General features: G+C 34.8%; 21 protein-coding genes. 3 read left to right on the top strand and 18 right to left on the bottom strand.

The window, feature by feature from the left end:
- The 5 genes from HM987_RS12365 to HM987_RS12345 all read right to left on the bottom strand — a co-directional run bounded on the left by HM987_RS12365 (nucleotide 1) and on the right by HM987_RS12345 (nucleotide 3,550).
- Complete coding sequence (locus tag HM987_RS12365; RefSeq protein ID WP_229724434.1) at nucleotides 1–192, bottom strand: HAD family hydrolase; 192 nt, start codon at nucleotides 190–192, stop codon at nucleotides 1–3.
- Nucleotides 192–734 (bottom strand): hypothetical protein, encoded by a 543-nt coding sequence (locus HM987_RS12360; RefSeq protein WP_179008376.1) that lies wholly within the window; start codon nucleotides 732–734, stop codon nucleotides 192–194. Before HM987_RS12360 ends, HM987_RS12365 begins: the two co-directional genes overlap by 1 nt.
- A gap of 95 nt (nucleotides 735–829) precedes the next feature.
- Nucleotides 830–1,273 (bottom strand): DUF4268 domain-containing protein, encoded by a 444-nt coding sequence (locus tag HM987_RS12355; RefSeq protein ID WP_179008375.1) that lies wholly within the window; start codon nucleotides 1,271–1,273, stop codon nucleotides 830–832.
- An 838-nt stretch (nucleotides 1,274–2,111) separates the two neighbouring features.
- Nucleotides 2,112–2,786, bottom strand: a complete 675-nt coding sequence (locus HM987_RS12350) for a ZIP family metal transporter (RefSeq protein ID WP_179008374.1) — start codon at nucleotides 2,784–2,786, stop codon at nucleotides 2,112–2,114.
- 8 nt (nucleotides 2,787–2,794) lie between these two features.
- Nucleotides 2,795–3,550: a class I SAM-dependent methyltransferase gene (locus HM987_RS12345; protein ID WP_179008373.1), complete on the bottom strand. Its 756-nt coding sequence runs from the start codon at nucleotides 3,548–3,550 to the stop codon at nucleotides 2,795–2,797.
- A gap of 55 nt (nucleotides 3,551–3,605) precedes the next feature.
- Here HM987_RS12345 and HM987_RS12340 point away from each other — a divergent pair, with 55 nt between their 5' ends.
- Nucleotides 3,606–4,763, top strand: coding sequence for a THUMP domain-containing class I SAM-dependent RNA methyltransferase (locus tag HM987_RS12340; RefSeq protein ID WP_179008372.1), 1,158 nt, complete (start codon nucleotides 3,606–3,608; stop codon nucleotides 4,761–4,763).
- Between the two features lie 51 nt (nucleotides 4,764–4,814).
- Here the strand turns inward: HM987_RS12340 and HM987_RS12335 are convergent, their stop codons facing one another.
- From HM987_RS12335 to uvrA, 9 genes are all read right to left on the bottom strand, one after another.
- Entirely contained in the window at nucleotides 4,815–5,198 is a 384-nt protein-coding gene (locus tag HM987_RS12335; protein ID WP_179008371.1) for a nuclear transport factor 2 family protein, read from the bottom strand.
- Nucleotides 5,199–5,522: 324 nt separating this feature from the next.
- Nucleotides 5,523–6,158 (bottom strand): hypothetical protein, encoded by a 636-nt coding sequence (locus HM987_RS12330; protein WP_179008370.1) that lies wholly within the window; start codon nucleotides 6,156–6,158, stop codon nucleotides 5,523–5,525.
- Between the two features lie 48 nt (nucleotides 6,159–6,206).
- Nucleotides 6,207–6,680, bottom strand: a complete 474-nt coding sequence (locus tag HM987_RS12325; protein ID WP_179008369.1) for a hypothetical protein — start codon at nucleotides 6,678–6,680, stop codon at nucleotides 6,207–6,209.
- A gap of 120 nt (nucleotides 6,681–6,800) precedes the next feature.
- The gene (locus tag HM987_RS12320) at nucleotides 6,801–9,212 is read right to left on the bottom strand and encodes an alpha-ketoacid dehydrogenase subunit alpha/beta (protein WP_179008368.1); all 2,412 of its coding nucleotides are present in this window, start codon (nucleotides 9,210–9,212) and stop codon (nucleotides 6,801–6,803) included.
- Nucleotides 9,213–9,479: 267 nt separating this feature from the next.
- Nucleotides 9,480–12,251 carry a gluzincin family metallopeptidase gene (locus HM987_RS12315; RefSeq protein ID WP_229724432.1) on the bottom strand — a complete coding sequence of 924 codons (2,772 nt, stop codon included), beginning with the start codon at nucleotides 12,249–12,251 and terminating at the stop codon, nucleotides 9,480–9,482.
- A 65-nt stretch (nucleotides 12,252–12,316) separates the two neighbouring features.
- Nucleotides 12,317–13,591, bottom strand: coding sequence for an endonuclease/exonuclease/phosphatase family protein (locus tag HM987_RS12310; protein WP_179008366.1), 1,275 nt, complete (start codon nucleotides 13,589–13,591; stop codon nucleotides 12,317–12,319).
- A gap of 26 nt (nucleotides 13,592–13,617) precedes the next feature.
- Nucleotides 13,618–14,304: an LOG family protein gene (locus tag HM987_RS12305; protein ID WP_179008365.1), complete on the bottom strand. Its 687-nt coding sequence runs from the start codon at nucleotides 14,302–14,304 to the stop codon at nucleotides 13,618–13,620.
- A 174-nt stretch (nucleotides 14,305–14,478) separates the two neighbouring features.
- Nucleotides 14,479–14,646 (bottom strand): lmo0937 family membrane protein, encoded by a 168-nt coding sequence (locus HM987_RS12300; RefSeq protein ID WP_178988952.1) that lies wholly within the window; start codon nucleotides 14,644–14,646, stop codon nucleotides 14,479–14,481.
- A gap of 203 nt (nucleotides 14,647–14,849) precedes the next feature.
- Nucleotides 14,850–17,678: an excinuclease ABC subunit UvrA gene (gene uvrA, locus HM987_RS12295; protein ID WP_179008364.1), complete on the bottom strand. Its 2,829-nt coding sequence runs from the start codon at nucleotides 17,676–17,678 to the stop codon at nucleotides 14,850–14,852.
- 325 nt (nucleotides 17,679–18,003) lie between these two features.
- On the opposite strand from uvrA, the gene HM987_RS12290 reads away from it, so the two are divergent.
- Nucleotides 18,004–18,141, top strand: a complete 138-nt coding sequence (locus HM987_RS12290; RefSeq protein WP_179008363.1) for a hypothetical protein — start codon at nucleotides 18,004–18,006, stop codon at nucleotides 18,139–18,141.
- A gap of 97 nt (nucleotides 18,142–18,238) precedes the next feature.
- On the top strand, nucleotides 18,239–18,853 hold the full coding sequence (locus HM987_RS12285; protein WP_179008362.1) for a fumarylacetoacetate hydrolase family protein: 615 nt from the start codon (nucleotides 18,239–18,241) through the stop codon (nucleotides 18,851–18,853).
- Between the two features lie 39 nt (nucleotides 18,854–18,892).
- On the opposite strand, the gene HM987_RS12280 is transcribed toward HM987_RS12285, so the two are convergent.
- From HM987_RS12280 to HM987_RS12265, 4 genes are all read right to left on the bottom strand, one after another.
- Nucleotides 18,893–19,333, bottom strand: a complete 441-nt coding sequence (locus HM987_RS12280) for a sensor of ECF-type sigma factor (protein WP_179008361.1) — start codon at nucleotides 19,331–19,333, stop codon at nucleotides 18,893–18,895.
- 6 nt (nucleotides 19,334–19,339) lie between these two features.
- Nucleotides 19,340–19,843, bottom strand: coding sequence for a hypothetical protein (locus tag HM987_RS12275; RefSeq protein ID WP_179008360.1), 504 nt, complete (start codon nucleotides 19,841–19,843; stop codon nucleotides 19,340–19,342).
- A 67-nt stretch (nucleotides 19,844–19,910) separates the two neighbouring features.
- A complete protein-coding gene (locus HM987_RS12270) occupies nucleotides 19,911–20,453 on the bottom strand; it encodes an RNA polymerase sigma factor (RefSeq protein ID WP_179008359.1) in 543 nt (180 codons plus the stop codon).
- A 440-nt stretch (nucleotides 20,454–20,893) separates the two neighbouring features.
- Complete coding sequence (locus tag HM987_RS12265; RefSeq protein WP_179008358.1) at nucleotides 20,894–22,729, bottom strand: ABC transporter ATP-binding protein; 1,836 nt, start codon at nucleotides 22,727–22,729, stop codon at nucleotides 20,894–20,896.
- Between the last annotated feature and the right edge of the window lie 2 nt (nucleotides 22,730–22,731).

The following is a 22,731-nucleotide window of genomic DNA, read 5'->3' as shown; positions in this document are numbered from 1 at the left end:
CTAAACTAGACATTCCAATGTAGTATAAATATGAATTTTGTGACCGTGATTTTGTAAATGAGAAATCAATTCACGAGTGCCTTTCCGAATTTCCTCAATTCCAAACAGTTTTGCAATTCCGCTTCTCTTTTCAGTTTCAAATTCCTTTCCGTTTGGAATTAATGTGCTATCAAGGTCAAAACTTATGTTCATTAAACTCTCCTTAATTTTTTTCTGATTTCACGTTTATATCCCCAAACCTTAAATCTAACTTTACCTAGAAAACTATTCCATTCGTGACGAATTCCACCCAGTTCCCAATTAATATCAAATTTGTCTGTATCATTTCTTCGATAATTTGGAAGTCCAACTTTACAATGTAGCATTGGATTATTTTCTTTTACAGTTTCGTAAAAGTCAGGTTCGAGCGATGATTTGGGATAATACTGAATTTCAATTATTGTACTTTCCTTTCTGCTTTTATATACATACAAGTTTATATCGTACAGATCTTCATAAATGTCTTTTAATTCAGCCGTTATTTGCTCAAGCGATTTGGGTTTTTTCTTTTCATTTACTTTTTTACGTTCAATTCGCTTATCAAAAAAATTCCGTTCGTCATTTCTTATTTCTGAAATTATGTAACTCGTATTATCCGAAATTTTATTCCAACAAGAATTTCTCGCCATTTCTAATAGAGAAGAAGTGGCTTCTTTTAAATTCAGTTCGAGGTTGTTTTTCGTGACGGTTTTCAAATGTTGGGTAACTGGTTATATCAAAACAAATATAGTTATTTAAACCTATTAATTTCGGGATATCAACACTTTATGTATCCTATAGTCTTGCAAAATTATCCCTTTATCAAATCCTTATACTCCTCAAAAAAAGCTTCAAATAGGCTCATGTTTTTGTTAAAGAATTCCATCACATCGCGCCAGGTATTTTTGTTGTGTATAGATACGTTTTGGTCTAACGCTAAATAGATGCGTGAGATTTCTTTACCGTTTTCTAAGAAATATTCTTCTTCGTAAATGGCTTCTGGTAAGAATTCGCTTTTAAATATGCCCTTTAAGGCCACTAACTTTTCCCAACAGTTAATGCGGTTTTCCATCCCGATAGCTTTCGGGACGTCTTCAAGGTCTAAAGCGATTAAGGCTTGCTTGGTATCGAAATGAAACTTGAAAGCCACGCCTTTGATTTTGGTATCATATAAAAGCCATTTACGTGGAAATGACTTTCCGAAGCTGGTCCAAAATTCTTGTCTGAGTTGTCTAGATTCTTCTTTTGAAAACAATGTGTTTTGTTTTTGGTTTCAAATTTAGTGATAATATTCAATGTTGTCCGATAAAAGACAAAAGACCGCTGCGCTTCTAGAATCAACCTGCCTGACGGCGAGGCAGGGAACATAGACTAAATTCTAACTAACTAAGAAACAGAATGATAATTATTATGCCTTTTAATAATTCATAATCTGTACGAAAAAAAACAAATTTTCATAGTTTCAAAACTTTTCAAAAACCCGACAATAAGAATGCTCTAATCGAATACAAATTATTTTAATCGGATTCTAACAGTTAATAACAGTTATGTAAGTCATTGAAATTGCTTAGTTCATGTCTTGCTGGAGGATAGGAATTAATTGACAATTCAATTAACATTGAAAAACTCAATGTCGCAAACCTATTTCCGATAAAGTTGGAATCAACGATTTTCAGAAATAATGAGCAAAATGATTGTTTTGACATGAATCTAGGATTGAAATTCTTTGTTTAATGAAATCCTTAATTATAAATGTATTGGCGAATGGTGCTTTGCAAATGCGCAGCATTCACGTAAACAAAATTAAAACAATAGGAATGAATGAGTAATTTCCTAACAAATCGTTTTGTCCCGATAGCTATCGGGATTGGTTCGTTTTGCATCAAGGCAAAATGAACGTTAAAAAAATTAGAATGTGATGGGTTGCAAACTCATTCGGGATGGAATTCATATTAAACAGATAGCCATACTTAGACTTCGCTCAGCACAGGCAGTCATTCGTCCTCGCAATGACGGTACGTTTTGATTATCAGTTAAATATGGATAAAAAACATTGATAAGACTTTATTTGAGATTCCTGTGGTCGCCGGAATTTAAATAAAATAAGCAATCAAAATTCCTAAACAAATTGCCACCAACTTTGATAAATTAAACTTATGCCCTTCGCCGGTTTCGAACAAAATCGTAGTAGAAATATGTAAAAAGATACCGATCACAATCGCATTGACGACATCGACATAATTAGTCGCAACGCTAGAATGGTTGGAAATAAACGTACCCATTGGTGTCATAACTGCAAATACCACCAAGAAACTTACCATTTGTAATTTGCTATAACTAGATTGTAATAAAAAAGACGTGATCAAAATAGCGATGGGGATTTTATGAATCAGCACACCATAAACCATATCGTTGTGTTGATGAATAGGAAATCCTTCCAAAAAACTATGGATACATAAACTGATGAATAGCAACCAAGGAAATTGGGTATCGTTTTTATGAATATGCACATGGCCATGTTCGGCACCTTTTGAGAAAAACTCTAAAATAATCTGAAGCAAAATACCACACATAATGTACAAACCTGTGAGTTTGGCATCGATATGACGATAGACTTCTGGTAATAAATCGAAAAGTGTCAATGCCAATAAAAAAGCACCACTAAAAGATAACAACAACTTGGTGTAAATTGACTTTTGCTTTTTGGTCAATAAAGCAATAACAACACCAATGACAACGGCTAGTAATGGTAGTAAATAGCTATTCATGTATGGGTTTACTTAAAAATCATGATTAAGCGTTCGGATGTTTTAGCATGGAATTTTCGTAATTTAAAATCACCAAATATATCTAACAAATGAACGCCTGCCTTTTCAAACAGTATTTCAAAATCTTCTAAAGTAAAGGCTTTAACCCGTTCTTGAAATTCGAATTTTTCGCCATCCATAGTTCGACTTTCCTCAGCAGGCACTTCAAAACTTATATCCTTTATAATATAACCATCTTTTACATAGCGTTTCTGATGAAAATCGATGCCTTCAACCGTTTTCACATCTTCAGCTACTAAATTTTCAATCACATGATTGGTGTTCATAAAATCGATGACACCAAAGCCAAATTCATTTAGTTCTGCTTTAATGGATGTTATGGTTTTTAAATTACAACTGTCATCATCAAAATAGCCAAAACTTGTAAAAAGATTAAAAACGGCATCAAAAGTATCGGGATACGGTTTGCTCATATCATGAACATTAAACTTCAGGGTTTCGTTTTCGTAATGTTTGGCGTGTGCAATACTTTGTTCCGATAAATCGACTCCAGTAACATCGTAACCCAAAGAATTAAGATACACCGAATGCCTACCTTTGCCACAAGCTAAATCTAGGATTTTACCGCCTTCGGGCAGATTGAGATAGTTGGTGAGATTATCCATAAACCCTTGGGCTTCATCGTAATTCCTGTCCTTATATAAAATATGGTAGTATGGTGTGTCAAACCACGATGCGTACCATTGTTTTGTAGATTTAGTCATAACATTAAATGTCCTGCAAAAATACTGTATTTTTGCAATCTATTAAGCGGAACTTATGGACAATAATTATAAGATGTTAGCCAAGACTTTATTTGGCTTCGAAGATATTTTAGCAAAGGAACTGACACAGCTTGGTGCTATGGAAGTGGAAAAAGGGGTCAGAAATGTAAGTTTTGTTGGCGATAAAGGCTTTATGTACAAGGCCAATCTTGGGATAAGAACAGCTATCAAAATATTAAAACCCATTCATTCGTTTCGGGTTGCTAGGGAAGAGGATCTCTATAAGAATGTAAAGCAAATGAAGTGGGAAGATTACCTAAAACCCACAGGTTCTTTGGCGGTTGATGCCACGGTTCACAATAGTGTATTTACACATTCGCAATACACAGCTCTAAAAACCAAGGATGCGATTGTAGATCGTTTTAGGGATATTGATGGCACACGACCAGATGTGGATTTACGATTTCCGGATTTAAAGATTAATGTACATATAGATAGACAACGTTGCACCATTTCCTTGGACACTTCGGGCGAATCTTTACACCGTCGTGGTTACAAAACAGCCACCAATATTGCGCCAATTAACGAAGTTTTAGCCGCTGGATTAATTATGATGAGTGGTTGGGACGGCCAAACCGATTTTATGGACCCAATGTGCGGTAGTGGCACTATGCTGGCCGAAGCGGCTATGATTGCTTGTAATATTCCTCCAAATTTAATGCGAAAGGAATTTGCCTTTGAACGTTGGACGGATTGGGATGTAGATTTATTTGAGACTATTGAGGAATCCCTTTTGAAGAAAACGAGGGACTTTCATCATAAAATAATAGGTTATGATAAGTCGCCTTCAGCCATTGCCAAAGCAAAGGAAAATATAAAGAATGCGCATTTGGATGAATTTATTCATATTCAGCACGAAGATTTCTTTAAAACCCAAAAATCAGGCAATGAGAAATTGCATATGGTTTTTAACCCACCTTATGGTGAGCGTTTAGAAAACTTGAATGTGGAAGAATTCTATGGGAATATTGGAACCACCTTAAAACATGGTTATCCAGGAACCAATGCATGGCTCATTACGTCTAATCTTGAAGCGTTAAAATCAGTGGGCTTAAGACCATCACGAAAAATTAAGGTATTCAACGCTAAGCTTGAAGCACGATTGGTAAAATATGAAATGTATGAAGGTAGCCGGAAGGCTAGTAAACAATAAAGACAACTCACGAGTTGTCTTTGTTGATAATACAGCCAAAAATTTTTCTATTTAAATCTCAATCTTTGGTTTGTTAAGATTTTCATTATCGTAATAGAAACGTTCATGTGTGATATGATCACCACTCCATTGTTGAACAGCAACCTGACGTAATTTTTCTCGGTTGCCAGCATTAAAGGTAACATCCATAGTGCTTTCTACAAATGAGGTCGAATCATTTTCGTTGGCTCCAATATGATGGACTTCCAGTCCATGAAATTCTTTTACATGTTCTAAAAATTTTTCTTCATATTTTCTGCACTCGGGTTTACCTTTTCTAGTGCCAGTTGGTTCTGTCATTACCACATTGTCACCGTAGTATTGATCGAAGGCATCTAATAGCTTTCCTTGTCCTAATTGATTGTAAATATCTTGTGCTTTTTCTTTATAAGTCATAATATGTTTATTTTGGTTATAAACTAAAGTTACAAGTTAATCCAGCAAAGTCAAAAAAAATTCTGCGGTTTAACGTCACCTTAACTTATAACTTAGATACAAAACGAACTAAATGTTTGTGGAAACATTTTTAGGTTGTAGAATCTGCAAAAATGTAAACCTGCGATTTCAAATGTAAAGGGTACTATTTGTGGAGATTATAGAAAGGTGTTACTAGGTATTATGAAATATTAGCAATCTTATCAACGCTAAGCCTGTAGCGCGATTAGTTACATACGAAATGTATGGAGGTAGCCGAAGGGCTAGTAAGCAAGATAATTAATCTCAGAACGTCCACTCTAATAATAAACCTAAGGTATTTAAATCTGTTATTTTTTGTTCATCCTTAAAAGAGGCATTGTCTGTTGTTTCTAACTTGGTAAAGTCCGATTGGCCAGAATAAATTAAGCCAATACTAAGACAATCGTCAACTTGATGTGTAATCCCAAGACTAAATTGCGCACCAAAATTCCAACCTTCGTATAAATCTTCTACAGTTCTATCGATATACCTATACTCATCACTTATTATGGTTTGTCCGTAGGCAGCAATACCCATGTAAGTTGAAAGCTTATCCGATAGGTCATAGCTAATAGAAAGCCCTAACGGAATTTTAATAACACTTCTTTCGTGATAAAAGATACTTTCGTCATTAAATCCCGAACCACTAAGTTCTGTTATTCCAACTCCAGTAAAAATCCCATATTTTTTATTGAATTTATAATTTAGAAGCAGCTCAGCAGAGTTGGCATCCAAGTTATAATTCGCTTGATTATCGTTTTCTACTTTAGCAAAACCAATAGTTCCATAGGTAATTAAGCTAAATTTTGAATATGTGGATTCATTTTCGTCTTGACCAAAGGAAAGATTACTGTAAAGAATGAAACCTATTAAAAGTGAGTAAAAGCTTATCTTTTTCATATAATTATTTTTCTTTTAAAGATAATAAGAACTGTATTTATGAAATAATCACTCTAGAGATTTTAACATTAAATTATAATCATACTGTAAATCTTCATGCAGCACACTAATTTTCTTTTTGATGGAAAGAACCTGCCGTTCGTAAAGATTACTCAACGTGGTGTTTCTATGGATTGATGGTTTTAATTCATTTAAACGTTCACAGAAATAGAGTAGGAGTTCAACTTCGGTTGTTTTCTTTAATGAATACCGACTATAAACCCGAATCTGTCTCAAAATCTTTCGAATCGTTTTCTTCATGTAGAAATAACTGTCTGAGTTGATCCCTTCAAACATTTCGTCTAAGGTTAATTTTACACTTGCTATGTAACCATCTTCATCATGGGATTCAAATAACAAATAGGTCAATAACGCTTTGTTTTCTTTTTTGAATTTCCCTAAGCGCAAACAAAGCTCCAGAAGTTCTTCCTGCGACAGGTGTTTTAATTCTTTTTTTATAGTGACTATGGATTCAATCTTCATAGGATAAATATAGGTATTGTGTGGTTATTTAAATATAAAGGTTTATATAAAAACAAAAGCAGTCAACTATAAATTAATTGACTGCTTTAGAGCTTTAATATAATTTTTTTTAAACTTTTCTTATCTCAATTTTGGAAAATCATCAGGACTCAATTCATGCATCACACCATAAATCGCTTCAAAAATATCCTCTACAGAAGGTTTTGAAAAATAATCGCCATCAGTTCCGTAAGCTGGCCTGTGAGGTTGGGCTGCTAAAGTTTTTGGTTGGCTGTCTAAATATTGAAACGCATTTTGCACATTCAATATTTGATCTAAAATATAAGCTGAAGCACCACCTTTGACGTCTTCATCAATTACCATGACTCTGCTGGTTTTAGCTATACTTTTTACAATATCATGGTTTACATCAAACGGTAATAAAGACTGAACATCAATAATTTCTGCATCAATACCAACAACTTGGAGTTCTTTTGCCGCTTGTTCTACCAAACGCAAGGTAGAGCCATAAGAGACTAAGGTAATATCGTCGCCTTCCCTAATAGTTTCAACCACGCCAATTGGTGTTTTAAACTTTCCAATATTGTTAGGTAATTTCTCTTTAAGTCGGTAACCATTTAGACATTCAACGACCAAAGCTGGTTCGTCACTGTCTAACAAAGTATTATAAAAACCAGCGGCTTTTGTCATATTTCTTGGGACTAACACATGGATGCCTCTAACCAAATTTAAAACGCCTCCCATTTGCGACCCAGAATGCCAGATGCCTTCTAAACGATGTCCACGGGTTCTTACAATTAATGGCGCTTTTTGGCGACCTTTAGTTCTGTATTGTACCGTTGCCAGATCGTCACTCATGATTTGAAGTGCATACATAATGTAATCTAAATACTGAATCTCAGCAATAGGTCTCAGACCACGCATGGCCATCCCAATGCCTTGACCGATAATGGTGGCTTCCCTTATTCCTGTATCAGAAACCCGAAGCGCTCCATATTTTTCCTGAAGCCCTTCCAACCCTTGATTCACATCCCCAATATAACCAGCATCTTCCCCGAAAATTAAAGCTTCTGGATACCTGTTGAAAATGGCATCGAAATTTTCCCTTAAAACGACGCGTCCATCAACTTCTTTGGCATCATCGTCGTAGGTTGGGATAATTTGAGATTGGTTTAAAGCATTGTGTTCTGATTCGCTATATAAATGTGAACTGTATTTAGGTTGATTGTTACTGATATAATTATTTATCCAATTCTGAAGTGCTAATTTCTCAGAAGATGATTCTGAAACCACATAGCGTAATGCTCTTCGTGTGGCAGACAGTATATCGCGTCGTACTGGCTCATCTAAAGCTTCTAAATCGTTCTTGAATTTTTTGATGAAAACGCCGTTTGAACTAGAAGCTGCTAATTTCTCTAGCAAGTTAAGTGCTTCTTTACGTTCGGATAAAATAGGATTATGGAATGCGGTCCAGGCGGCTTTTTTAGCTGCCCTAACGTCTTTTTTAATGCTGCGTTCCAAAACAATCAATTCCTCGGTCGTGGCAATATTATTTTCAATAATCCATTTGCGCATTTGTGCATTACAGTCGTATTCGGCTTCCCAAGCTAAACGTTCCTGATCCTTGTAGCGCTCATGGGATCCAGATGTGGAATGCCCTTGTGGCTGTGTTAATTCTTGAACATGAATCATTACAGGTACATGCTCTTTTCTAGAGATTTTAGCAGCCCTTTGGTAGGTGTCCATTAATTCAGGATAATTCCAACCATCGACTCTGAAAATCTCATAACCTTTATCGTCTTCGTTACGTTGAAAGCCTTTTAGAATTTCAGAAATATTTTCTTTTGTAGTTTGATGTCTGGCGTGTACAGAGATACCATAATTATCATCCCAAATACTAACGATCATTGGCACTTGCAAAACACCAGCTGCATTGATGGTTTCAAAAAACAATCCTTCACTTGTGCTAGCATTACCAATAGTTCCCCAAGCAATTTCATTTCCGGATTTAGAAAAATTTGTACTATCAATACCTTTTACTTTTCTGTATATTTTAGACGCTTGTGCCAACCCTAAAAGTCTAGGCATTTGTCCTGCAGTAGGCGATATATCTGCACTTGAGTTTTTCTGTTCTGTTAGATTTTTCCAATTCCCGTCGGCATCTAAACTATGCGTGGCAAAATGACCTCCCATTTGGCGACCGGCTGACATGGGCTCGTCCTTTATGTCTGTATTGGCATATAAGCCTGCGAAGAATTGCTCAATGGTCAATTCACCAATGGCCATCATAAACGTTTGATCTCTATAATAACCTGATCTAAAATCGCCATTTTCAAAAGCTTTTGCCCAAGCAATCTGTGGAATTTCCTTTCCATCCCCAAAAATACCAAACTTTGCCTTTCCTGTTAACACTTCACGACGCCCCAACAAACTACATTCTCTACTGGTTACTGCCAGTTTGTAATCATTTAAAACTTCCGCTTTAAAATCTTCAAATGTAATTTCTGTTTTAGTGTCAGGGTTGGTCTTCATGCAAGTATGGTTTAAATCTAGGACCAAATAAATTCCAAAATAATACTAGTAATTATTTTAAGAACTCACTGGTCTTGCGAAAGTACAAAAATTAAAATTTTTATGCAATAGCTTAGAAATTTATAATCTTGAATTATTCTCAAAAAAACAAACTAAAGACGGAGAATTGTTTAAATAAAATCAGAAATTTAACTTTTCAATAAGAATTTGCTAATAATCCCATTGTAGCTTTTTGAGTTTTAGCGTATTAAAAAGGTTGAAACCAGATCAATACCATTTTCTTCTAAATAATCCTAAAAGTACTTGTGGATCTACAGTGAACATAAATCGAATACGTTGGTCGTAATCTTGTTCGGCAATTTCCCAGCCAAGATTAGAATATACCGGGAAGTAGATTTCAAAGTAATCTTCGACAAGCGTTAATCGGATACCGGAATCGTAAACAAATTTCGTGTTTTCATATTTATTCTTTACCAAACCAACATCACCATAGGCTTGTATGTATCTCCAAATAGACGTGCTGAAATTAGCTGTAGTCATCCATTGGTTAGCAAACGGTGTTTCTAATTTAGATTTAAATCCACCTTCTGCGATTATGATTTGTTGACTAAATATTCCAGTGGCTTCAGAGCGTCCCAAATAGTTAAAGTCGAACAAATAATCCGTTGGTCTGTCTAGAGCGAAACTGAAATAATTGGACGCTAAATCGGAGTTGTTTTCTAAAAAGGCACCTGCAAAAAACCTGAAGCTGATATTTCGGTTGCTTTTTGTTAATTTTCTATATTCATAATTAACAGATAATTTGCTGAATTTATCTGCAATTTGAAAATCTGTTCTAAATGTGGAATAATTAATAATGCCTGGATTTGAGTAAACGTATCTTAGGTTGAAAACACCGTAGTCTGGTTCATCTACAATAACAGTGGCGTTTTCTCCAAGTTCCCTTTTAATACTCACATATCTGGCATTAATATGACTCGTTTTATTGGATCTTAAGTCAGAATTATCTCTAAAACTGAACGAAATGGAAGGACGAATTCTTGTAAAAAAAGCATCTTCCCCAAATGACTGATAGGCGGTTGAGAGACCATAAGAGATATCGTAAAGTTTCTTCTCATCTAAATTGTGAGAATAGAAAACACTAAAACCACCAGTAAAGGATTTAGACCGTGTGCCATATTGTGGTGAGAATTTATAATTCAACCGTTTTCTTAAAATGGTTTTATTATAGAATTTTGCGCCTAATGTCAATCCGTCGTAAATATTGTTGAATTCCACCAAAGGCATTAAGAACACCTGGTTGTAATTAGGGTCTTCAATATCCTTAAACAACCGGAATTGTAAAGGTTTGTTGTTCAGAAAAGAACCTTTTACCGATCTATAATTATCACGTTGATTAAATTCGGGTATCACGTTATCATAATCTAATATAAACTTCTCGGTACTGTCCTTTGGTATTGAAATGGTTTTGGTTCCGTTTATGTTCTCCACCCATAATTTACCTATTACTGAATCATTTTTCATCTTAAAGACTGAAATAGGCATGGTGTTATCCCTTTTGTTCTTTATCGTTAATTTTAAAGAATCTTCGGTAGTTTCCAAATCCGCAATCTTAAAGTCTATTTTCTTTCTGGTATTGATATAATCTGTAAAAAACCAGCGTAGGTCTTTATCTGTTTTTGAGGTTATAAAAGTTTCAAAATCACTGATTTTAATCTGTTTTAATTGATTTGTTTCTACGAATTCGGTAATTAATTGAGATAAGTTGATATCTTCTGCAAACTCATCTAAATAGTTAAGTCCGACGCCTGCTTTATACTTTCCTGCAATATTTGAATTGAATTTTGTGAGAGAATCTTTGGACATGCTCAAAGGTTGATCTTTGTTTTTCCGAGCAATTTCCATAGCATATAGAAAATAACGAAAGTTAAAATTAAGATCAGCCGCATGAAATGCCTTTATGCCCCAAATATCAGATAAGGTTCCCAATAGTTTCAAGTCTGGATAATACTGGTCTACATACTTTTCCAAATAATAGATTTGAAGCCCTTCACTTAACCAGTGTTCTTTTCGTGGATTTAGCAAAAGCACATTATCGATATATTTTTTTAAAGCGGTTTTTACCAATTTTAATTCGTACTGAAGATCATCTGGAAAAGGTCTGAAAAAAGACGGTAATTGATTGAGTCCATAAAGTGGGTTTTTCCTGTAATCAATAGAAGAAACCAACAATTGCCTATGCGGATAATCACCTAATTGTTCCGATAGGTATTTCGTTATGCGGTCCGTTATAAGTGCTTTTTCGGGACCTTGTAAACCTTTTTCGCTAATATTTGAAATTAGAATAAAATTATCTGTTTGCACAAAACCATAGTTGGGAAATTTATGTAATGATAAATAGGTGTCGATGCGGTCTTTTCCAGTTAGAGTTGTGGTTTGCGTATTATCGCCTTTGTTAAAACCCACAGCACTAAAATTTAACTCAGAGGTCACTCTATAGTTTCTTGGATGCGTGATAGTTATAGTAATATCCGATTTGGGAACAAACATATCATCTAAATTCTTATTGCTATAATATTGCCATTCGCCGTCATAAACTGCAGGAGTGATATACCAATATTTTAAGTCGAAGTCATTAGTTTTAGTAAACCCATAATCTGTAAAAGTAGCGTCTGGTAATTTAAGTTGATAATTGAGTTTTAATGTGTAAGCCTCATTTGGTAGAAGGGGATTTTCCAGTTTAACTTTTATAACATCTGGATGCGCATCTAAACGACTGTGTTCTAAAGAGGAGTCATTCTCGTTTTTGATTGAAGTTATGACCGTAAAACCACGTTGTTCATCTTTAGCCAAATGAAATTTTGTACTGAATTCTTCTTCAAAACGTTTGGCTAAAGGTGTTGATTTTGTAGAGTAGCTATGATTCCAATCGTTAAGGTAAATTTCCGTTAACACAGCATTGGATTCATTTTTATAAATAATAGTTTGGGAAATAGAAATAGTTTTGCTTTCTACATTTACCTTGGCATCAATGTCCATTGCGTTTTGAGCCTTTATAGTAAAGCCAAAAACAATTAAAAGGACTGTTATAAAAAAGTTTCTATTCAATTAGCAATAATAAATTTAATAGGATTAGAAAGGGTATTGGACACATTTAAATAATACAAGCCATTGTTTAAATCGGAAACATTAAAATCTTGTTTGTGATCAGAATTCAATTGAAATGTTTTTACATTTTGTCCCAAATTATTATAAATGTTTAAGCGCTCATTGTATAAATCGAAGTGATCAATATTTAACGTCAAGTTCTGATGAATAACCGTAGTTTCCAAGTGCATTACATATAAAGGATCAACATCTTCAATACTTAAAAAAGTGGCATCCGTTTCCAATGACACAGTAACGGGAAGATGATCACTAAAATTGTGCAATGCATTCCTTAATTCATACGAAAATTGAGAGTCCGTGGTTTCACAGTCGGAAGAATTTATGGATTTATTCCAACAAGAAGCCAAACCGTTGTTGCCATAGACCTTATAAGAATTAGGAACGTAAGTTACATTTGACGCACTCGTCATGTTTTCGGAAGTTAGTATAAAATCGAATCGGTCATCAAAACCTCCTGTTGAGCCGCCGAAACCGTTTTGGGTGCGTGTTGATTGGGTAAAAACATCTACATAATTAGGATTATTGTGCCAACTGCCAACTCGGTTTGCTGGATCTACGAAGGTAATCGAATTGCTACTACTTATTAACGTTTGAAACGCGTCCTCACTATTCGTATATACATTTAAATCACCTCCAAACAAGACATTAGTGTTCGTCGGTAAAGTATCTAAGTAAGTCTCTAAATCCTGAATCATCTCAAAACGTTTCTGTGCATTAGAAGTTCCGCTAGACGCTTTTAAATGTCCAATAATAATATAAATTTCTATAGGGTCTGAAATCTGGTTTATGGTGTTCAATTGAACGCGATACACATTAAAATCCCTTAAATACGTAGGCACTATAATTTCTTCTTCTAAGGTAAATTTTGAGCTATTGTAATACAGTAGATTCTGTAAATCATTTTGATCTCCAAAATTATCGTCTGAAGTATTGGATACATAAGTGGCCATTTCAAAATTAGAGCTAATCACAGACTTGGCGGTATTTAATACATCTATGGCTCCAGAAATGTTATTAAGTTCACAGACCAAGAATAAATCGGGTTGATAGTCATTGAGAATAAAAGATAAATCATCAATCCGATTTGGGACAGCGTCTTCAAGCGGATAATTCAATAAATTATAGAACATCACTTTAACTGTTTCCTGAGCAGAAACATGGAAAAAAACAAGACATATTAGCGTAAAAAAACCTAGAATTTTCTTTTTCATAGCGTTGAATAAAAATTATGGTTTTCCTAAAAATTAGGGCTAAGGTCGTACTCTTTATAAAAGTCGTTTAGAATTTCTATGACTTCATCAGAAGTGTCTACTAAGTGAATTAAGTCTAGATCTTTTGCGCTAATGTTTTTAGCGTCTATAAGTGTCTTTTTTACCCAATCCATTAAACCTCCCCAAAACTCTCTACCTACTAAAATGATAGGAAAAGATTCTATTTTATGGGTTTGTATTAAGGTGATTGCTTCAAACAATTCATCTAAGGTTCCAAAACCTCCTGGCATTACCACAAAGCCTTGAGAGTATTTTACGAACATTACTTTTCTAACAAAGAAGTAATCAAAATCTAAGCTCTTGTCGTTGTCTATGTATGGATTGTCATGTTGCTCAAAGGGTAATTCGATGTTTAGACCCACAGACGTTCCACCTGCAATATGAGCACCTTTATTACCCGCTTCCATTATACCTGGCCCACCACCTGTGATAACGCCATAACCTTGATCTACAATTTTAGTGGCAACTTCTTCAGCTAGTTTATAATATTTATGGTCTGGTTTGGTTCTGGCTGATCCAAAAATAGACACACATGGTCCTATTTTGCTCAGTTTTTCGTAACCGTTTACAAATTCTCCCATGATTTTAAAAATCGCCCAAGAATCATTTGTTTTTATTTCATTCCAGCCTTTGTTTTTGATTTCGCTTCGCATATAAGAGATATAAATTTTTATAACAATATAAAAGCCATATTAAATATATGGCCTTGTCTAAATTTAAAGACTAGCAAATTTAAGTTAAATTGAGGGAACTAGGTCTTTATATTAGCAAAAAAATAAGCGTATCGAAATGAATCGATACGCTTAAAATTCTAAATTTTAATGTATTTATAAAGGTTTTCTACCAGATATAATATTGTATAGGATTATAATGACTGCGATTACAAGTAAAATATGAATTAAACTACTCGATCCTAATCCAGGAACGATTCCTAATAGTCCTAATAACCATACAACGATTGCGATTACTGCTACAAGCCAAAGAATACTTTTCATAATGTTTGATGTTTTTTGTTAGTTGATACAAGATAAGCAACATTTTGAAGAAAACCATAGTATTTATTCAATTGCGTTAATATTAGAAGTAAATACGCTACAAATAGCTTTTTTAGGCTAGTTTGGGGTGCTCAAAGACCGTTTTTAGTAAGACGTAGACATTAAAACATATGAAAGATTTTTCAGGATAACGCTCTCATACTTCAAGCCAACTCCTTCTTTAAAAATTGAGCAGTATAACTCTTTTTATCTTTTATGATTTGCTCCGGAGTGCCTTTCGCAACGACTTTTCCACCGCCTTTACCGCCTTCGTAACCAATGTCTATAATATAATCCACGGTTTTAATCACATCGAGATTATGCTCAATAATTAAGACGGTATTGCCTTTGTCTGCTAATTTATTTAGGACTTTCATCAGAACCCTAATATCTTCAAAATGTAAACCTGTGGTAGGTTCGTCTAGAATATAAAAGGTGTTTCCTGTATCGCGCTTACTGAGTTCAGTCGCTAACTTTATTCGTTGTGCCTCACCACCGGAAAGTGTGGTACTTTGTTGACCCAAAGTAATATAACCTAAACCAACATCTTTAATGGTTTTTAGTTTTCTATGAATTTTTGGGATGTTTTCAAAGAAATTAACGGCTTCTTCAATCGTCATATTCAAAACATCACTAATGGATTTTCCCTTGTATCGTATTTCTAAAGTTTCTCTATTAAAGCGCTTGCCTTGGCAGGTTTCACATTCGACATAAACATCTGGTAGAAAATTCATTTCAATCACACGTAAACCGCCACCTTGGCAGGTTTCGCAACGTCCACCTTTCACGTTAAAGCTGAAACGCCCTGGTTTATAACCACGAATCATTGCTTCAGGAATCTTAGAGAATAAACTTCTTATTTCATCAAAGGTTTTGGTGTAGGTTGCTGGGTTACTTCTAGGTGTGCGCCCAATTGGTGATTGGTTAATGTCAATCACTTTATCCAAATGCTCTAAACCTTTTATACTTTTGTAAGGCATTGGTTTCTTAACGCCATTAAAATAATGTGCATTGAGAATAGGGTAGAGGGTCTCATTAATTAAGGTCGATTTACCACTTCCGGAAACGCCAGTAACACCAATCATTTTCCCTAAAGGAAACTCCACATCGACGTTCTTCAGATTGTTACCTGTACAACCTTTTAAAACCAGTTTTTTTCCATTGCCTTTTCGTCTGGTTTTTGGGACTTCAATTTCCTTTTCGCCATTGAGGTATGCTGCCGTTAGCGTATGCTGTTTTAGCAATTCTTTTGGTGTGCCTTCACTGATAATTTCGCCGCCATATTTACCAGCGAAAGGACCGATATCTATCACGTGGTCGGCACGTTCTATCATATCCTTATCGTGTTCTACGACAATTACGGAATTACCAACATCCCTTAAAGACAGCAAGGAATTGATTAATTTTTCGTTATCACGTTGGTGTAAACCAATACTTGGTTCATCTAGAATATATAAGACGCCTACCAATTGTGAACCAATTTGAGTCGCTAACCTTATGCGTTGAGCTTCGCCACCAGAAAGCGATTTCGAACTTCGGTTTAAGCTGAGGTAAGTAAGTCCTACATCGAGTAAAAACTGGACTCTATTTCTTATTTCCTTTATGATCTCAGCCGAAATTTGTTGTTGTTTTTGGGATAATCGATTCGTTAGTCCATCTAGCCACGCTCCTAATTCCACCACATCCATCATTACCAATTCTGCAATGCTTTTGCCATCTACTTTAAAGTATAGCGATTCTTTTCGTAATCGTGAACCCTCGCAAACGGAACATTCTATCTTATCCATGTACTCTTTTGCCCATCTTTTTAGTTTAGTTGAGTCTGAATTGAACTGACTTTCGATAAAATTGGCAACGCCTTCAAAATCTATTTTATAATCGCGTGAAACCCCTAACAATTTGCTTTCAACGGTAAACTTATCTTTTCCGCCATGAAGAATAATTTGTTTGGCGTCTTCTGGTATATCTTTCCAAGGGTCACTTAATGAAAACTCAAAACGTTGCGCAATGGTTTCAAATTGCTTAAAAATCCAGCTTTTCTTTTGAGGACCGTGTGGTGCTAATGCGCCATTTTTTATGGACAATGATTCATCTGGCACTAACTTACGGTCATTGACCACGTATAATTCGCCAATGCCGTTACAATTTTGGCAAGCGCCTTTTGGTGAGTTGAATGAGAAGTTATTTGGTTCCGGATTTGGGTAGGAGATTCCAGAGGTAGGACACATTAAATTCCTGCTAAAAAAACGAGGTTCGTTGGTGTCTTGGTCAATAACCATTAGAACATCGTCGCCATGATACATCGCTGTATTGATGGATTCCATTAAGCGCTTTTCGTTGTTTTCGTTCTCGTCAATCTTTAATCTATCGATGACAATTTCGATATCGTGGGTTTTGTAGCGGTCTAGTTTCATGCCCTTTTCAATATCCACAATTTCGCCATCTGTTCTTACCTTGACGAAGCCTTGCTTAGCGATTTGCTCAAACAACTCACGATAATGCCCTTTGCGCGAACGCACCACAGGAGATAAAATATTAATACGTTTGCCTTGATAGGCTTCTAAAATCAAGTCTTTTATTTGCTCATCGTTATAGCTTACCATTTTTTCGCCAGTTTCATAGCTATAAGCATCCGCTGCTCTGGCATATAATAAACGCAGGAAATCGTAGATTTCAGTAATCGTGCCAACAGTAGAGCGTGGTGATTTGCTTGTCGTTTTTTGCTCTATGGCAATTACGGGTGACAAACCATCGATTTTATCTACATCAGGACGCTCTAAGCTCCCTAAAAACTGACGTGCATAAGCCGAAAAGGTTTCAATATAGCGACGTTGTCCTTCGGCATAAATAGTATCGAAAGCTAATGATGATTTTCCACTTCCCGAAAGACCAGTAATTACCACTAGTTTCTCTCTTGGAATAGTGACATCTATATTTTTTAGGTTGTGAACGCGTGCTCCTTTTACTTCAATGGAATCGTTGAATTGGCTCATAAATGATTAAATCCTTCTTTTATTTTTAGCAATTCTGCAAAGGTACTGATTTTAGATGTTAATTTAATGTGAACGTTTATTTGGATTTATTAATATAGGTCTCAGTCTCAGTCTCAGTCTCAGTCACAGTCTCGGTTATGGTCGCAGTCACAGTTCTGCTAAGCATTCAATCGTTACCAAAGGATAATAGAGCGTACTGTGAATCCAAACTACAAGTAAGCATTACTTTGTAAATGGATTAACAATAGCTTTTTTATGAGCAACTTTGCTAGAATGTTTAAGTTAGTTTTGTTACTTTACAAATCAAAAAAACAGATAACCGATTATGGAAAAATTACTAAGAATTATAGGCGCAGCTTGGGGCGCAAAAAAGATTGGAGGCGGTAAATGCGGTTGTATTGGAACAATTGTGGTGTTTTTTATTTTGTATTGGTTATTGGGGTATGTGTTTAAGGTGTTTTGATATTGATGTTTTGTGTGCTACAAAACTTTGAATTTACAGCTTTAAACAATCAAAATTTCATTACTTTCAGTGGTAGTAAATTAAATTTAAAGAATTCATGAAAATCATAGGAATAGGCAAAAACTACGTCAACGATAAATCAGAAATAACAGCTATAAAAACAGGAGCACAAACAATTTTTACAAAGCCAGAATCGAGTTTGGTAACTGGTAATAATGACATTGACTTTCCAAAAATAACGAATCAATTAGCTTACGAAGTTGAGCTTGTGGTGAAAATAGGCAAACGAGGTAAAGATATTAGCCTTGAGGATGCCAATTCCTTTATATCTGAAATTGCTATTGGTATAGATTACACAGCTAAAGATGTATTGGCTGCCAGTAGAGAGCATAAAGGGCCTTGGGCTTTAGCTAAAGGTTTTGATGGCGCTTCGCCAGTTTCAGATTTTAAGACGGTTTCAAACTTTTTGGATTTAGGCGCTATTAATTTCGATTTGAAAATAAATAGCGAACAAAAACAAATTGGGACGACCAGTTTAATGATTTATAGTTTTGCCGAAATCATTGCTTACGTGTCGTCTTTTATGACCTTGGAAGAAGGAGATCTGATTTTTACGGGAACTCCAGCAAGTGGAACAGGTTTGGTCCTTAAAGGTGATCATTTACAAGCTTCTATAGAAGACGAGTTGTTATTGGATTTTAAGATGATTTAAAATCACAAAGATTACTACAAATGTTCCCGGTATTATGACCTAGTTCTGTTTCATTTTTCGATGACGCTCTTTGTATTCTTCAATCATTTTACGTCTGAATGATTTTTCTGCTTGTACAAGGGCAACAATTTTTTTCGCTGGTAAAATTTCCAATAAATCGTTGAGCAATTTGGCACGTAATTCTGTTTTTTCCTGTTCTATGCTAATCAGGTTAAGAAGATAGGTTTTCGCTTCACTTTCGGTTAATTCATTTGCGGATTTTTCATTGCGCAGAGCGCTAAACTTTTCCCTAAGTTGATCTTCAGCGTCTTCATTGGCATTATAAATTGGCCAAAATTTTTGCGCTTCCTTTTTGGATAAATCCATTTGCTCGGTAATATGGGCAATCTTTAAAGCTTTTATTTTTTCTCTATCTGGTCGTTGTGCAAATACACTAGCAGAAATGAATAAGGTTATTAGTAAAGTATGAAATGTCTTCATGGATTTTTAATTTAAAATAAAATCTTCTGTATCTATGTTTTCCAAATATTCATTGATTGTCTCGTTTGAAATGTTCACATCAATAAAATCTGTTTCTGAGATGTCTTCTGTAATGAACAGCGACGCCAAATCATCATTTGAATAATCCTCTTGGTATAAGTAATTTTCAATACTCGTCGTTTCTATAGTATTGATATTAATTTTTTCGTCATTGTTAAAAAACAAACTCAACAACAATACAAAACTTGCGGCAATACCAGCAACATAGTAGAACGTTTTTCTAGATTTTAAATGGATAACAGGTTTCTCTTCCGTATGAAGTTGACTTAAAATATGTTCTTCAACCGAATCAAAATAGTTGTCTGGCACTGTGAAACCATGAGTTACTTCGGTTTCAATCAATGCATCTTTATTTAGTCTCTCAAGAAGTTGTCCTTCGAACGCCTCGAAATAATTTTCAGGTGTTTTAAAACCTGGTGATGTAATACTATGTATATTTTCTTTTTTCATATTCATTTCCCACGAAAATGGGAATCTCTTATTTTCTATTTCTTAGACTTCAAATTACTATAATGGTTTAATCTGAAGTCAAATAGGCTTCTATTTTCTTTGCGGCAATATGATAGGAGGCCTTTAAGGCGCCTTCACTAGTATCTAAAATTTCTGCCATGTCCTTATATTTTAATTCCTCAAAATAGCGCATGTTAAAAACTAATTGTTGTTTTTGCGGTAAGGTTGCTATTGCTTTTTGTAATTTAAGTTGAATGGCATCACCTTCAAAGTAAACATCTGAGGTCAAATTGTTTATGGCCCTGTTTTGATGCTCCTCGTTTGTAATCTGTAAGCGTTTAGCATTTTTATTGATAAGTGTAATGGATTCATTAGTTGCTATTCTATATAACCAAGAAAACAACTTACTCTCGCCTTTAAAATTGTCAATACTGCGATGGACTTTTATAAATGTATTCTGAAGCACATCGTCAGCATCATCATGATTCAATACAATTTTTCTTATATGCCAATACAAACGTTCTTTATAGAGTTGTAACAGTTCTCTAAAAGCCGCTTCTTTAGATAAAGGATTTTGTAAACGCTCTATAAATTCTGATTCGTCAATCAAGTGTTTTACTTTGGTACTAAGACTGGTTAAAGTACAAAAAGTTTAATCAAATTTTAGTTTAAAAATAGTCTCAATTCGTTTTGTTGATTTTCAATACTTTAAAAAGGATAATTTCGATTAAATGCAAAAAAACACGATAAAATACGCATTTTTCTTGCGTAAGAGATTTATTTAATCTATGTTTGCCTCAGCTTAACCTATTATTCGTTATCAGTTCCCCAAATCTGATAACAAAAAGAGAAGGATGTATTTAATTATGCATCCTTTTTTTGAAAATTATTGGGTTACGAAAGTTTAATCTGGAACTTTTTCTGAGCGTTATTACATTAAAATTTATTTTCATTATAATCAATAACTCTTAGGAAGCGCAAACAAGTTAAGCAATGTTCTAATTCCAATCTGGAAAATTTTGAATTCGGAGAGAAAAAACATCTCAAGCACTAATCAAAGCTCTGCATATCAACCAATTTTCTATACACCCCATTTTTTGCAATAAGTTCGGCATGTGTACCTTGCTCTGCAATTTCGCCTTTGCTCATTACCACGATTTCATCAGCATTCTGAATTGTTGAGAGTCTGTGCGCTATAATAATGGAGGTCCTATTCTTCATCATCTTTTCTAGCGCATCTTGTACCAAACGTTCGCTTTCAGTATCTAAAGCTGAGGTCGCTTCATCCAAAATCATGATAGGTGGATTTTTAAGTACAGCCCTTGCAATACTCAACCGTTGTTTTTGTCCGCCAGATAATTTACCTCCAGAATCTCCAATATTAGTATCAATGCCTTTGGGTAAATCCTTTACAAATTCCCAAGCATTGGCAATTTTTAATGCCGTAACAATTTCTTCATCTGTAGCATCTTCCTTTCCTAAGAGGATGTTGTTTTTTATACTGTCATTAAACAGAATGGAATCTTGGGTCACTAATCCCATTAAGCGCCGCAACGAATGTTTTGTGATGTCTTTTATGTTTTCGCCATCAATGGAAATACTACCTTCATTAACATCGTAAAAACGGGTTACCAGATTGGCGATGGTACTTTTTCCACTTCCAGATTGCCCAACTAAGGCAATACTTTTTCCTTTTGGGACTTGAAGTGTGAAGTTTTTAAGAACCAAGTCATCTTCGTATTTAAACGAAATATTATTAAGGTTTATGTCGGAATTAAAGTCGGTTTTTACGCTGGCGTTCTCAACATCTTGAATGCTTGATTCTGTATTTAAGATATCCAATACACGATCAGCAGATGCATTGCCTGCTTTCACTTTGTAAGTGGCTTTACTTATTGCTTTGGCTGGTGTTAAAATGTTATAGGCCAAAGCCATGTATGTAATGAATTGATCTGACGTCAAGGTTTTATCGACCAAAACCATTTGCCCTCCATACAATAGAATAACTGCGATTACTACAATACCAAGGAATTCTGAAGTTGGCGACGCCAGATTCTGTCTGTGAGCTAAATCATTTGAAAACTTGTATAATCTAGACGTTGAGTTTTTGAATGTTGACGTAAATTTTCCTTCAGCATTAAATCCTTTGATGACTTTTAGACCATTTAAAGTTTCATCCAAAACCGACAAAAATGCGCCATTTTCTTCTTGTACACGTTGCGAATGTTTTTTCAAACTTTTACCAACCCTAGATATAATTATACCAGAAATAGGAATAAATATGAATACAAAAATGGTGAGTTTTAGGCTTATTGTAAACATCACTATAATTGTGAAAATGATGGTTAGCGGTTCTCTTACTAGTAACTCTAAAATAGCCAACAATGAATTCTGTATTTCGTTAACGTCAGCCGATATTCGAGCGATTATATCGCCTTTTCGTTTTTCTGAAAAATAGGATACAGGAAGGCTAACAGTTTTTTGATACAGCTCATTTCTAATATCTTTTAAAATACCATTTCTAAGATAGGCTAAAAAAAAATTTGAAAAGTAACCAGCTGCATTTTTAAGTAAAAAAGTAGCCAATACCACACAGATCATTATTATCAATACGCTGTATTGACCGTCCGCTTCAATTTTTTGGGTAATAAAAAAGTTAAGAGAATCTTCAAGATAGTTGCCATATTCTAAAATACCATCGTAATTAGATCTTTGCGGTTTTTCTGCAATAGGTTCTGCTGTTTTCAGCAAAACCTTTAGCATCGGCATTAATGAAACAAAGGATAATGTTCCAAAAAGGGCATATAATACGTTGAAGAAAATATTTAAAAACGCATACTTTTTGTACGGAACAATAAACCGTGATAACTTTTTTATATAATCCATTA

This window comes from Winogradskyella forsetii (assembly GCF_013394595.1).
GTDB lineage: Bacteria > Bacteroidota > Bacteroidia > Flavobacteriales > Flavobacteriaceae > Winogradskyella > Winogradskyella forsetii.
The sequence above is the reverse complement of the archived record's forward strand: the minus strand, read 5'-3'. Positions and strand labels throughout refer to the sequence as shown.

Coding starts and splice junctions, on each gene's coding strand:
- HM987_RS12365 (WP_229724434.1), bottom strand. CDS start 192: ATGAACATAAGTTTTGACCTTGATAGCACATTAATTCCAAACGGAAAG.
- HM987_RS12350 (WP_179008374.1), bottom strand. CDS start 2,786: ATGAATAGCTATTTACTACCATTACTAGCCGTTGTCATTGGTGTTGTT.
- HM987_RS12345 (WP_179008373.1), bottom strand. CDS start 3,550: ATGACTAAATCTACAAAACAATGGTACGCATCGTGGTTTGACACACCA.
- HM987_RS12340 (WP_179008372.1), top strand. CDS start 3,606: ATGGACAATAATTATAAGATGTTAGCCAAGACTTTATTTGGCTTCGAA.
- HM987_RS12335 (WP_179008371.1), bottom strand. CDS start 5,198: ATGACTTATAAAGAAAAAGCACAAGATATTTACAATCAATTAGGACAA.
- HM987_RS12330 (WP_179008370.1), bottom strand. CDS start 6,158: ATGAAAAAGATAAGCTTTTACTCACTTTTAATAGGTTTCATTCTTTAC.
- HM987_RS12325 (WP_179008369.1), bottom strand. CDS start 6,680: ATGAAGATTGAATCCATAGTCACTATAAAAAAAGAATTAAAACACCTG.
- HM987_RS12320 (WP_179008368.1), bottom strand. CDS start 9,212: ATGAAGACCAACCCTGACACTAAAACAGAAATTACATTTGAAGATTTT.
- HM987_RS12315 (WP_229724432.1), bottom strand. CDS start 12,251: ATGGACATTGATGCCAAGGTAAATGTAGAAAGCAAAACTATTTCTATT.
- HM987_RS12310 (WP_179008366.1), bottom strand. CDS start 13,591: ATGAAAAAGAAAATTCTAGGTTTTTTTACGCTAATATGTCTTGTTTTT.
- HM987_RS12305 (WP_179008365.1), bottom strand. CDS start 14,304: ATGCGAAGCGAAATCAAAAACAAAGGCTGGAATGAAATAAAAACAAAT.
- HM987_RS12300 (WP_178988952.1), bottom strand. CDS start 14,646: ATGAAAAGTATTCTTTGGCTTGTAGCAGTAATCGCAATCGTTGTATGG.
- uvrA (WP_179008364.1), bottom strand. CDS start 17,678: ATGAGCCAATTCAACGATTCCATTGAAGTAAAAGGAGCACGCGTTCAC.
- HM987_RS12290 (WP_179008363.1), top strand. CDS start 18,004: ATGGAAAAATTACTAAGAATTATAGGCGCAGCTTGGGGCGCAAAAAAG.
- HM987_RS12285 (WP_179008362.1), top strand. CDS start 18,239: ATGAAAATCATAGGAATAGGCAAAAACTACGTCAACGATAAATCAGAA.
- HM987_RS12280 (WP_179008361.1), bottom strand. CDS start 19,333: ATGAAGACATTTCATACTTTACTAATAACCTTATTCATTTCTGCTAGT.
- HM987_RS12275 (WP_179008360.1), bottom strand. CDS start 19,843: ATGAAAAAAGAAAATATACATAGTATTACATCACCAGGTTTTAAAACA.
- HM987_RS12265 (WP_179008358.1), bottom strand. CDS start 22,729: ATGGATTATATAAAAAAGTTATCACGGTTTATTGTTCCGTACAAAAAG.